The sequence below is a fragment of the Telmatobacter sp. DSM 110680 genome, from assembly GCF_039994875.1.
Classification (GTDB): Bacteria; Acidobacteriota; Terriglobia; order Terriglobales; family Acidobacteriaceae; genus Telmatobacter.
Genome location: NZ_CP121196.1, coordinates 5,773,651 through 5,785,911 on the forward strand (window position 1 = coordinate 5,773,651; position 12,261 = coordinate 5,785,911).

A 12,261-nucleotide genomic window follows, 5' to 3' on the forward strand; every position below is an offset into this window, starting at 1 on the left:
CCCCCCTGCCATCACCGTTCGCCCCGCTTTTTCCCCGTTCGCTGCACCCCGGTTGGATTGACCAGCCCCCCTCATTACTCTTGTACTGAGTTTTCAGGTTCCGGCGGTACCGTGGCCGGACTCCACCGCAAGTCCAGAGCATTCTTTCTCAAGGAGATCGCACCAATGTCAAAAACGATGAAGTACGCCGAGAAAGCCGCAGTCTATGCGGCCAAGGGAGCGTGGGTGGTTTTCGAGCGGTTCAACCGCATTAGCCCCAACCCGTCGTTTACCCCCAAATGGAGCGATAAACCCCTCCTGAAGAGCTATCAGAAAGAAAAGCCGCCCCTTGGCTGGCCCCGCACCACGGATTCGCTCTGTCCCAAGTGCGTCCCCGAAATCCGCCAGCAGATTCTCGACGGCAAGCTGCCGCACGAAGTTCTGCTCAATGAAAAGGTCGGTGAAATCAAGGCCCAGATCATCGAGCGCGACGGCAAAATCCTCATGGTGAAGGATTGCCCCAAGCACGGCCACTTTGAAGACGTGATGTCCATCGACCCCGCCTTCTTCAAGCACCTTGAAGAGAGCTTCCCCGGCCGCGACATCCGCGCTCACGGAGCCACCGAAGGCAAGCTGCACAACCACGGCACCTCGACCGTTACCCACGGCCGCGGCTCAGTGCTCACCATCGATCTCACCAACCGCTGCAACATGATGTGCGATCCCTGCTTCATGGACGCCAACCAGGTCGGCTTCGTCCACGAGCTTACGTGGGACGAAATCAAGACCATGCTCGACAACGCCATCACCATCAAGCCGCGTCGCCAGATGAGCGTGCAGTTCTCCGGTGGCGAGCCCACGCTGTCGCCTTACTTCCTTGACGCTGTCGCCTACTCGCGCAAGGTTGGATACAACTCGGTGCAGGCCGCATCGAACGGCATCGAATTCGCGAAGTCCAAAGAACTCTGCCGCGCCGCTGCTGAAGCCGGCCTCCGCTACGTCTACCTCCAGTTCGACGGCATCGGCAACGCTGCCAACTCGCACCGCAAGGTCGGCAACCTCTTCGACGTAAAACTGCAGGCGATCAACAATCTGCACGAAGCCGGCGTAGACATCGTTCCCGTTACGACGATCATCAACGGCATTAATAACGAGCAGGTTGGCCGCATCATCGAGTTCGCACTCGACAATCCCAAGAAGATCAGCTTCCTCTCCTTCCAGCCTGTCAGCTTCACCGGCCGCGACGAGGACATCAGCGAAGAGCGTCGTCTTGCTCAGCGCTACACCCTCTCGCACATGGCACACGATGTCAAGAATCAGGTGGGCCTCGGCGTTCCCGAGCGCGACTGGTTCCCCATCTCTTTCATGTCCACCTTCTCTGACTGGGCCGATCTTGTGCACGGGCCCACCGCCGAGTGGGGCCAGCTCTCCTGCGGATGCCACCCCAACTGCGGCATCGGCATGGCGCTCATGATCGACAAGGAAACCAAGGAAGCAGCCCCCGTCACCGCCTTCCTCCATATGGACCAGGTTGCCAAGGATCTCGCCAAGGTCAACGATGCCGCTCGCGGCAAGTGGCTCTCGGTCATCGGATTCGGTCTCGCTCTTCTGCGCAACTACGATCCGTTCCAGGCGCCCACCCACTTCAAGATCACCGACATGCTCAAGAAGATGGACAAGACCTTCAACGCCACCGGTAAAGATTACGGCTCGGTCAAGGGCGACCGCACCATGGACGACATCAAGAAGCGTCGTTCCGATCGTTGGAACTTCCTCTTCATCGCCGGCATGTGGTTCCAGGATCTGTTCAACTACGACTTCCGCCGCACCGAGCAATGCATCATCCCCTACGCCACGCAGGAAGGCGAAATCAGCTTCTGCGCGTACAACACCGGCGTGGGCTGGCGCAACATCATCGAGAAGATGCACATGACCGCGACTCTGACCAAGTGGTACGAAGAGCACGGCCGTCACGAAATCTTCGCCGGTGGCAAAAAGGTCGGCATGAACTACGTAGGACACGAGCTCAAGCTCAACATGGAGCACGTGAACTCCGAAGCCAACCACACGCTCGACAATCTCGGCATCGCCAAGAACGCGCGCGAAGAAAAGATTCGCGCCCGCGATACCAAGATCAAGTCCGACGCGGAAAACGCCAAGATGGCCAAGCTCTATCGCGAGCACGTGCTCGGCGAAAAGCCCGTCGAAGGCCTCGTAAGCCTCGACTCCATCCGCCCCGCCTCCAACAACGCCGCCAGCCCCATCAACCGCCACACCGAAAAAGAGCCCGTAGCCGGCGACTAGCCGCACCTTGATTCTCTAACGAGAAAGGCCGTCCCATTAGGGACGGCCTTTCTGCATCTACACCCCACATGATCGCGTGATCCCGAACGAAGATCTACACACACGCCCAAATGTTGGTGTCATCCTGAACGCAGCTCTTCACAATCCACATTTTCGTGTCATCCTGCACAAGCTCTGCACAATTCAAATCTGCGTGTCATCCTGAACGGAGCGGCTTGGGGCCCCGTGGACACCTGTGTCCATGGGGTAAGCGGAGTGAAGGATCTTCTTCTGCATTTCCCACGCCGGACGAAGCAATTTGATCTGCCGCGAAGGTCAGTCAAGCCCTCAAACCACGCAGAATTCCTAACTCATTGACTCCTCAGCGAAAATTCCGCACGTCTATTTGCAGGCAATTTTCATCCCAATTGCTATCCTTGAATCCTCAATCGGCCCTGACGGTGTCTCCACGGGATAGCGCTGGTTGGAAGTCGCTCTAAGTCCTTGCGCAGCAGGAATCTGCAGCTAAGTTCCTGCGCTGGAGGAACTTGCAGCGAGTGTTCCGCCGTAACCTGATGAAAGAAGAGATTTTACTCCCAGAGATGGGGTGGGGGTAACCCCATCCGTCAGATAGTAGCGGAGGCTTAGCCGACCCTATCCAATACAAAGTGATACGCTTCTGTCTGCTTGGCATCGGTGCGATGCGACTGCAAATTGAGAGAGCCGCGATTCATCGCTGATCAGATCCCTTGCAGCACGCTTTAATACCGAGCATCAGGGACAACGGAGACCGAACGAAATGACGATCGAAAATCACGACGGCGGAAACGGTTGGACACGTCGGCGCTTCATGCAGGCGGGTGTTGCAGGCGCTGTTGTGGCGCAGGCAGCGCAGCACGGGCTTACGCAGGAATCTCCACTGCCAGTAGTGCGCGAGACGATGATCAATGTTCCGTTTCAGAAGCGTGAGCCGCGCATCGGATTGATCGGCACCGGCGGACGCGGAACGTCTCTGCTGGGCAATCTCCTCGCCGCCAACGCTCAGATCGTAGCGATATGCGACGTGGTCAAAGAGAAAGCCGAACACGCCGCGAGTCTCGTGGTAGCGGCGGGGCAAAAGCAGCCGCAGCTTTATACCGACGGCCCGCACCACTATGAATCCCTCGTCGCTCGCAACGACGTGGACTTCGTGATTGCAGCGACTCCGTGGAACTGGCACGCTCCCATGGCCCTCGCCGCTATGGCAAACGGAAAGGACGTCGCAGTTGAGGTTCCCGCCGTCACTTCTCTCGAAGATTGCTGGCGCATCGTCAGAGCATCGGAAGAAACCCGCAAGCATTGCATTATGCTTGAAAACTGCTGCTACGGATACAACGAGACGCTGATCCTGCGCATGGTGCATGGCGGCGAGTTCGGCGACCTGCTTTACGGCGAAGGAGCCTACCTTCACGACTTGCGCGACGAACTCTTCTCACATGCAGGCGAAGGCCTGTGGCGCCGGACGGAACATACGCGCGCAGACGGCAATCTGTATCCCACGCACGGCCTTGGTCCCGTAGCGAACTACATGGGCATCCAGCGCGGCGATCGTTTTGACTACCTTGTCTCCATGAGCTCACCTCAGCGAGGGCTCGATCAATATCGCAAAAACAAGTTGAAGTCGGATGACCCGCGTCAGAAAGAACGCTATCTCACTGGCGACCTCAACACGTCATTGATCAAGACAGCGAACGGGCTCAACATCACCGTCAAGCATGCTGTCTCCACGCCGCACCCCTACAGCCGCATCAACCTGATCGCTGGCACAAAGGGCATCTTCGAGGACTATCCGCCCCGCATCTACTTCGAGGGCATGAACAAGGACGAGAGCTACGGCACCATCGATGCGTGGAAACAATACGAACATCCTTTGTGGAGGCGCGAAGGCGAGATCGCACAAAAAGTCGGCGGCCACGGCGGCATGGATTTCATCATGATCTATCGCCTGTTGCAATGTCTGCGCGAGGGTCTGCCGCCCGACATGGATGTATATGACGCAGCCGCTTGGTCGTCGGTCGGTCCTCTGAGCGTTGAGTCGGTAAGCCGCGGCAGCGCTCCTGTTGATGTGCCGGACTTCACGCGTGGCAAGTGGCAAACCCGCCAAATCTCGAAGATCGCAACCCAGGCATGATCGAATCACAGCCAGGTGTCCGCTGCGCTTGGGCGCCCCGAGCCTGCCCTGAGCAAAGTATCGGTGTCAACCTGAACGGAGCGGCTTGGAGCCCCGTGGACACCTGTGTCCATGGGGGAAGCGGAGTGGAAGGATCTGCTTTTGCATTTCGCAACATCCTTCCGCACTTGATTGTCGCGCGGGTATCGCTTCTGAGACCTGGATCGCGCCACCAAGCGCTCGACCGCCCGTACTGCTGACAAATTGGGCCGCCCTCTTCGATTCGCAGTTCATCCACAAGACACAGCGCTATGATGTGGGCCGGAGGTGGACTATGTCTCAATACGTCTACCACTGCCAGGACTGCAACTTGGAATTCACCCGGCACCTCCACATCTCCGACCTCGAGAAGGCTGAGGTCAAGTGTCCACAATGCGGCAGCAAGCGCGTCGGCCAACTGGTCTCGAGCTTCTCTGCGGTCACTTCGAAGAAAAGCTAGCAACAGGATTCAGATTTCTAGTAAATGACCTACCGGGTTGGCCCGTTCGCGGAGTTGTGTCACCACAGGTTCGGACTGGTATTCTCGGCGAGAAATGAATTTACGCCCGGCTATCTTCCCCCTGCTCGCTGCTTCGCTCAGCGTTCTCTCCCTTGCGCAAAATGCGACTTCGCTTTCCCCCGAAGAAAAAGTCATCGTCGCCTACATCGACGCCAACGAGCAGGCCTCGAACGACATGCTCCAGAAACTCGTCGACATCAACAGCGGCACGCACAACCTTGAAGGCGTGCGCGCCGTTGCCGAAATCATGAAGTCGCAACTCAGCGATCTCGGCTTCATTGTGCACTGGATTCCGATGGAGCAGGTGCAGCGCGCCGGAGTGCTGGTCGCCGAACATCCGTGCCCCGAACCCGGAAAGTGCGGCAAGCGCATGCTGCTCATCGGCCACATGGACACCGTGTTTGAAAAGTCGAGCGCCTTCCAGACCTGGAGCGTGAATGGCAACATTGCCACCGGCCCAGGCGTCAACGACATGAAGGGTGGCCTCGTCGACATGCTCTTCGCCCTCAAAGCCATGCAAGCTGCCGGTGTCCTCGAGAAGACTGAAATCACCATCGTGCTCAGCGGCGATGAAGAAGCCCACGGCGAACCTGCCTCCGTTTCTCGCCGCGACATGATCGCCGCCGCAAAACATAGCGACGTCGCACTCGAGTTCGAAGGCACGCCGCGGATGGAAGGCGTCTTCTATGGCAGCGTCAGCCGCCGCAGCAGCATCACCTGGCGCATCAACACTACCGGCGAAACCGGCCACTCCTCCGGAATCTTTTCCGTGCGCATGGGCTTCGGCGCCATCTACGAACTGGCGCGCATCCTCGATGCATTTCGCGTACAGCTACCCGAAGAGAACCTCACCTTTAACGTCGGTATGGTCGCCGGCGGCACCAGCCTGCAAGTCGACGAAGCCGGAAACAACGGCACCATCACTGGGAAAGACAACGTGATCGCGCCCACAGCCTACGCCAGCGGCGATATCCGCACCATCTCCAATCAGCAGACCGCCCGCGTCGAGAAAAAGATGCAGGAAATTGTCGCGCATCATCTTCCCAAGACGACGGCGACCATCACGTTCGGAGAAGGCTATCCCGCTATGGCGCCCACGGCAGAGAGTCGCGCTCTACTCGCGATTCTCAACCATGCGAACGCTAGTCTCGGCTTTAAAGCCATGCCAGAACTCGACCCGATGAAACGCGGCGCCGGAGATATTTCCTTTGTCGCCGATATCATTCCCGGCCTCGCAGGAATCGGTGCAACCGGCGAAGGCGCGCACGCCCCCGGCGAAACCATCGACCTCTCCACGCAGCCCATCAACACCAAGCGCGACGCCCTGCTGATGTACCGCCTGAGCCTGATCGATCAGAAGGCCGACTTAAGGAAGGTCGCCGCGAAGTAGTCCAGCAAGACTCCGTCATTCCAAAATAGGAACAGTCAAAAACACTGCCATTCCGATAGAAGTGAAGCGGCGGAATCTGCAGTTGGCCTTTGGCACTCAAAAACAAATATGGCGCAGCCAGAAGCTGCGCCATATTCAACCGACTCGATGCCCTTACTCCTTCGGTCCACCATTCGGATAATCCACCCGCACCGTCAGAATCTCGTACGGGTGAATCGGCGCCTTCACTACATCGCCCGTTACCGCCAGCGCGCTACCCTCCGGCGTCTCTTGCATGTTGGTCACCGTTGCTGCAGTCGCGCCTGGAGGCACGTGGAACTCAACGGTCGACTCTTTGCCTGCCCACTCATACACGCGGAAGATCAGCCCCTTCGCGTCTTCCGCCTTCTTCACCGCCGTCAGCACCACATTCTCTGGTGTAACGGAGGCAAACGAATGAGAAGCAGGCAGCATACCCGGATGGGCCATAGTTGCTTCGGCGTGAAGCCCATAGCTGTACTCATAGCCATGTCGCACCGTCATCGCATCCTTCCATGTGCCCGCGTGCGGATAGAGTGCGTACTGGAAGTGCTGGTGACCCATATCCGCATCCGGATCAGGCCACTTGGGCGAGCGTAATAGAGTCAGCCGCAGCAGGTTGCCCACTGCGTCGTACCCGTACTTCGTATTGTTGATGACTGACAAACCATGCTTGCCGTCGCCGAGGTCGGCCCAGCGCATCGCAGGCACTTCGAACTGCGCCTTCTCCCACGAGTTGTTGCGCGTCGTTGCACGATCGATCGTCCCATAAGGAATTTCATAAGTCGCAAACGGACCGGTTGCCGCCAGCGGGAAAGCAGCCTTGAACAGAATATGCGCTTCGTGCCAGTCGAACTGATTCTCGACATTCACTTCGTCGCCTTCCGCAGTCAGGCTGTAAATCTGCACAAACTTTGAATTCTGGAAGTGGCTCGTCACGCGAATCGTCGGCTCGGCGGTCTTCACCAGTTCCACCGAATCCGCATGTTCGATCGTCATCGGCGCTACGTCCAGCGTTCCCGGATCGATGTTCCACGCGTCATAGTCTTTCGGATTGTCTTTAAAGAACTGCAGTTGGTTGCCGCACCCACCCGAAGCCAGCGTTTCGAAGTTAGCCTTCTTGTCAAACAGACTGGTGATGCACCCGCTCTTCTTGTCGACAGCCACGCGAAGAGTCGAATTCTCCAGGGTGATCGAGTTGCCGGAGTCCTTCGCTTCCGCTTCGCTCTCTTCCTTCTCTCCCGCACGCTTTGGCCCGCCAACCCACACGACCTTGTAACCCAGCGCCGGAACCCGCATGACGTGCAGCGTCACGTTGGCGAAGTCTGTCTTCTCATCCGGCTTCACCTCCACAACCTGCGCTCCCGAAGCACTCATCCCAGCCTTCACGCCCGGCACGCGCACTTCGACTTCCCCTGAGCGCTCCCATCCCAGCGGATTGAACACCACCACCGGAGTGCCGGTTCCCGCCGTATTCACGCGCTCGTCCACCGTCTCCATCGCGCGCGAGCTGATCTGGTTCGTGGAGTAGCGCACTACGTCGTAATCTTTCTGCGCGTCCTTGTAAATCACTCCGATGCCCGAGCCTGCTGCCAGGTCGTGGAATTGGTTGAACAGGACCTTCTTCCAATCCTCCGTCAGTTCATTCCCCGGATAGTTCTTGCCATCGAGCCAAGCCAGCGAAGCCCACTTTTCCGCATTCAGCACCTGCACTTCGCTGCGACGCATATTGCGCTTGTGGTTGGCCTGTGTGGTCATCACTCCGCGGTGATATTCGAAGTACATCTCGCTCTTCCAAGTGGGAATCGCAATCTTGCCTTCGACTGCGGCCGGCGGCGTATAGCCCGTCGCCATCGACTGATAATTCCACTCCTTGCTTTCCGGAGCAATCTGCTTCTCCACGTTGGTGAAGTAGCTCTGTGCAGTCCCGAACGGCATCTTCGGCATCACGTGCGGTGGAGTAGAAGGCATCGACCAGTGCGCTCCCTCATCCAGAATCGCGCGCGTTGGCCCACCGCCGTGATCGCCAATTCCATACAGATCCATCACATCGGTGATACCGGTGGCCCTCTCCCGCGCCTGCACCATGTCGCTCGACAGCCGTGTCGGATTTAGATTGTCATTCGCATAGTCGTGCGGAAAATACGCCAGCACCTTCGAACCATCTGGCGACTCCCACCAGAACAGCTTGAACGGCAGCTGGTTCGTATCGTTCCACGTCATCTTCTGCGTCACGAAATAATCGACGCCACTCTTCTTGTAGATCTGCGGAAGTTGCCATGTATATCCAAATGAATCGGGATTCCAGCCGATCCGCACATCCACGCCGTAGGCCTTCTTGTACCAGCGCTTGCCCACCAGCAGTTGCCGCACCAGCGACTCGCCGTCCGGCATATTCAAATCCGGCTCGACCCACATGCCGCCCACGATCTCCCAGCGCCCTTCATCGATGCGCTTTTTGATTTCCCCATTCATGTCGGGATACTTGTCCGCCATCCACTCGTTGTATGCCGCCGCACTCTGCGTGTATGTGTATTGCGGATACTCGTACATCAACTGCAATGCGGTCCCAAACGTCCGCTTCACGACGTCGACAGTCTCGGTCCACGGCCACAGCCATGCTGCGTCGATGTGCGAATTGCCGGTCAGATGGAACGTCGCCGTCTCCAGCAGCGGACGCAGCGCTTCCAGCTTTGCGTGCGCTGCCTTCAGGCTCTCGTCAAACGTCTTCTGATCGTGCGCATCCAGTGCCTTTAAATCCACCGCCCCAATGGCCGCATTCAGCGAAGCCATCTGCGAAGCATCCTTCGGCGCCAGCGACGGAATCAGGATCGCCGCGGAAAGAAATTCAGTGCGCAGGTCTTCGGGATTAGGACGATTCTCAGGAAAGTCGATCTTCAGCGTGGCGCCACGAATGCTCTTCTGGTCCACCGTGTGCAGCAGCTTCACTGCAACCGTTACCTTCTCACCCGGCTTGGCACCATCAATCAGCACCACCGGCTCCAGATCGTCGCCGAGCGCCACGCGCCGTCCGTTGAAATACAGAATTTCCGGCATCGGCCCGTTCGCATCCGCATGGAACTGAAACCAGATTCGCGCGCCAGTCAGATCGTAGCCGCCGAGAGTGTCGGGGATGGTATAGGTCTGCCGGAACCACACCGCATCATTCGGAGCATGGCCGGGCACGGTAAGCGTCTGCCAACTCGACTCATCGAGATTCGTCGCCTCTCCATGTGCCAGGTCGCCACCGTGCATCTTCCAGTCCCCACTGGGCAGCTCATGCAGCAGCGTGAGCCGCGTCACCACGTTGCGCGATTCGGGCGGCAAATTCGACGCAACTCGGGCAATCTCCGCTGCCACCTTCTGGGCTTCAACTGCTGTTTGCGCCGAAGCGCGCTCGGCCAAAAATATAGTCGCGCAAGCTACCGCAACCACGGCAGCGCCAAAAACGCTAATGCGACGGAAAATCGGAATTGCTGGAAACATGTCGATTGGCTCCCCGAGAAATCTTACGGCATCAGACCGCAAAATGGTAACGATTCCACTCTACGACTCGTCAAGGATTATCGAAAACCAGTCAACGTTTAGTTTTTGGCTGGACTCTGGGCTTGTTTTAATCACTGAACACGAAACACTGGTTACCTTCTGCGCGCTACACCCATCCTCCATCCACCACATAACTCTGATTCGTGATCGCACTCGAATCGTCTGCAGCCAGAAACAGCACCAGCCGCGCGACATCCTCCGGCAGGATGTCCCGTTTCAACGCCTGCGACGCCATAATCTCCGCCTTGTACTCCGGCGTGTAGACCAGGCGCCGCTGCTTCTCCGTCGCAATCGCCCCCGGCAACACCGCATTCACACGTATCCCCACCGGACCAAGCTCATGCGCCAGCGTCCGCGTCAGTCCCACAATCGCCGCCTTCGCAGCGATGTAAACCGGCACCCCGGTGGACGGAATCATCCACGAGATCGACGACATATTGATGATGCTTCCCCGCCCCGCAGCCTTCATCGCCGGCAATACCGCCTGGATCATAAAAAACTGCGGTTTCAAATTGACCGCAATCGAAGCATCCCAATATTCTGGCGTGACGTCCTCAGTCCTGTGACGTTGATCGTTCGCAGCATTATTCACCAGGACATCGACAGTACCGAGCTCAGCAACGACCTTCCTCACGCAATCCTGCAAAGCAGAAATATCGCTCAGATCGCAGCGGAAATAGTGAGGCTTCGAAACGCCCTCCGCTGTCAGCGAACCAATCAGTTCCCTCGCCGCGTCATCCTGCACGTCAAGGAACGCCACGTGCGCGCCCTGCCGCGCAAAGTGAGTAACAATCGAAGCGCCGATTCCGCTGGCTCCGCCCGTAACAATGACTGCGCGGTCGTGGAGACTCGGATAGTGCGCGTAAGCGCGATCTGCATTTGAATTCACGTCACACATTCTGAATTGCCCTTCAGTTGGGACCGCTTTGCGTCGCAGCAAGTATAGGGCCAGCGACCAAACATGACGTCAAACTCGCCACAAGATCCCGCGGCTGCGACTCTTGCCAGCATCGCGATTCCGCAATTCCGAAAGCAACGTGCCAGGATGGCGGGCACAGATGTATACTCGCCCGATCACAGCATCCCAACCTGATCTGAGCTCTGCTGACTTTTGAAGTCCTCGATGCCGAACCCCTTTTCGCCGAGGCCTTCTGTAAGATAACGTTCGGCTGAAACTCCGGACCTTCGAATGCCGGTACGCAATGTCCCGGCTTCCACCAAGGAGGCAATTCATGGGAATCAATCCAGGGAAAATCGCCTGTCGATGCGTGCTTGTTGCGCTCGCAGCCACTCTCGTAACCGTTGCATCCGCCCAGACCGGAAATATCCGTAGCATCACCTTCGTGAGCGTCAAACCCGACCGCACCGGCGATTTTCAGGCTGAACTGAAGGAACTTCACGCGCTCATGAAGAAAGACAATTCCACTCGCTACAGCTCCGTTTGGATGTCGCTCACCGGCCCCCGCGAGTATGCGATCGTCTCCTACTACAACAAATGGTCCGAACTTGATGCCGGTCCTGATCCGGCTACAAAGGAGGATGCCGCAGACCAGGCGAGGCTGGGAACGCGCTTGGTTGATTGCGCAGCAAGCACTCGCAGAACCATTGAGGAGATCCAGCCGGATCTGAGCATGCCGATGAGCGCCGAAATGCCGAAGATGGTTCGGGTCTTGACCACCCTGGTGCGCCCTGAGAAATTCGACGAGTATCTCGCCCTGGTGAAGTCAGACGTGCTTCCGGCTGCCCAGAAGGGGGGCGCCAAAATGTATATCTTCGCTGAATCGAAATACGGCGCGCCGAATACCCAAGTCACTTCAGTAATCTCCATGGACAAATGGGCAGAACTAGACGAGCCGATCAGTGTCGAAAAAGGGCTTGGTAAAGAAGGCTATAAAGCTCTGCTCGGGAAGATCCGGCCCCTGATTGTGACAGCCGAGGCTAACGAATATCGTTTCCAGCCGGAACTGAGCTATCTGCCGCCTGCGCCAGCAAAATAGGAAAAAAGGCAAAGCCCTCAGCTTTGTAACCTAAGCAACTGCTGGAAAAGTTCCGGCAGTTGCTCTCCTCCTCCGAACCGCTTTACGCAGTCAGATTGAGGCGATTCCCCGCCACGCCTGCAGATGTTCTGCCTGCCCTCTTCTCCCCAATCCCACGCACTGGTACACGCTGATACACCGTCTCGCATGGCGGGTGCATACTGATGTATAGGCCGTTTTCACGGGCAGCTCCCCCTTGGGTTACTCGCGCAATACCACTCTGGCAATTGAACTTAATCAAGGGAATTGGATCGGAGCCGCAGCTCGACCGCGGTCAACAGAACCAACAAAACCAGCCACT

General features: G+C 57.7%; 7 protein-coding genes. 5 read left to right on the forward strand and 2 right to left on the reverse strand.

Annotated elements, in window-relative coordinates; genetic code table 11:
• The first annotated feature begins 165 nt into the window (after positions 1-165).
• The 4 genes from P8935_RS23845 to P8935_RS23860 all read left to right on the forward strand — a co-directional run bounded on the left by P8935_RS23845 (position 166) and on the right by P8935_RS23860 (position 6,360).
• Positions 166-2,283 carry a radical SAM protein gene (locus tag P8935_RS23845; protein ID WP_348262811.1) on the forward strand — a complete coding sequence of 706 codons (2,118 nt, stop codon included), beginning with the start codon at positions 166-168 and terminating at the stop codon, positions 2,281-2,283.
• A gap of 778 nt (positions 2,284-3,061) precedes the next feature.
• Positions 3,062-4,432: a Gfo/Idh/MocA family oxidoreductase gene (locus tag P8935_RS23850; protein WP_348262812.1), complete on the forward strand. Its 1,371-nt coding sequence runs from the start codon at positions 3,062-3,064 to the stop codon at positions 4,430-4,432.
• Positions 4,433-4,745: 313 nt separating this feature from the next.
• Positions 4,746-4,910: a zinc ribbon domain-containing protein gene (locus tag P8935_RS23855; protein ID WP_348262813.1), complete on the forward strand. Its 165-nt coding sequence runs from the start codon at positions 4,746-4,748 to the stop codon at positions 4,908-4,910.
• A 94-nt stretch (positions 4,911-5,004) separates the two neighbouring features.
• Positions 5,005-6,360: a M20/M25/M40 family metallo-hydrolase gene (locus P8935_RS23860; protein WP_348262814.1), complete on the forward strand. Its 1,356-nt coding sequence runs from the start codon at positions 5,005-5,007 to the stop codon at positions 6,358-6,360.
• A gap of 153 nt (positions 6,361-6,513) precedes the next feature.
• Here P8935_RS23860 and P8935_RS23865 read toward each other — a convergent pair whose 3' ends face one another.
• Both P8935_RS23865 and P8935_RS23870 read right to left on the reverse strand, forming a co-directional pair.
• Entirely contained in the window at positions 6,514-9,864 is a 3,351-nt protein-coding gene (locus P8935_RS23865; protein ID WP_348262815.1) for a glycoside hydrolase family 38 C-terminal domain-containing protein, read from the reverse strand.
• Between the two features lie 166 nt (positions 9,865-10,030).
• Positions 10,031-10,813, reverse strand: coding sequence for an SDR family NAD(P)-dependent oxidoreductase (locus P8935_RS23870; protein ID WP_348262816.1), 783 nt, complete (start codon positions 10,811-10,813; stop codon positions 10,031-10,033).
• Positions 10,814-11,156: 343 nt separating this feature from the next.
• On the opposite strand from P8935_RS23870, the gene P8935_RS23875 reads away from it, so the two are divergent.
• Positions 11,157-11,921: a hypothetical protein gene (locus P8935_RS23875; protein ID WP_348262817.1), complete on the forward strand. Its 765-nt coding sequence runs from the start codon at positions 11,157-11,159 to the stop codon at positions 11,919-11,921.
• The last annotated feature ends 340 nt before the right edge of the window (positions 11,922-12,261 follow it).